A 423-nucleotide genomic window follows, 5' to 3' on the forward strand; every position below is an offset into this window, starting at 1 on the left:
CGTCGCCTCCACCCCCGAGACGACGAACCCGGTGGCGACCACCTGCGAGGCCGAGGGCATCCCCTGCGTCTCGACCGTGGCGCCCTGGCAGCCCTGGTTCATCGGCCAGCAGGGCAACCCCGGCGACCCCTCGACCTGGACGCCGTTCAACTACGCGTTCCACTACTTCTGGGGGCTGGAGGACGTGATCGGCGTCTTCACCGCGATGTGGGACCAGATCGACACCAACAAGCAGGTGGGCGGCCTCTTCCCCAACGATGCCGACGGCAACGCCTGGGGCGACCCGAACGTCGGCGTCGCGCCGGGCTTCGCGGCCGCCGGCTACGTCACCACCGATCCGGGGCGCTACCAGAACCTGAGCGACGACTTCTCGGCGCAGATCCTGTCTCTTATACCCATCTGACGCTGCCGACGAACCCTAAG

The 423-nt window shown here is 68.1% G+C and carries 1 protein-coding gene; it reads left to right on the forward strand.

The window, feature by feature from the left end; genetic code table 11:
* A partial coding sequence (locus tag D7Y13_RS50185) for a type 1 periplasmic-binding domain-containing protein (RefSeq protein WP_208734687.1) occupies positions 1-403 on the forward strand: 403 nt, incomplete at its 5' end.
* Positions 404-423: the final 20 nt, after the last annotated feature.

Source organism: Corallococcus praedator (genome assembly GCF_003612125.1).
Lineage (GTDB): Bacteria > Myxococcota > Myxococcia > Myxococcales > Myxococcaceae > Corallococcus > Corallococcus praedator.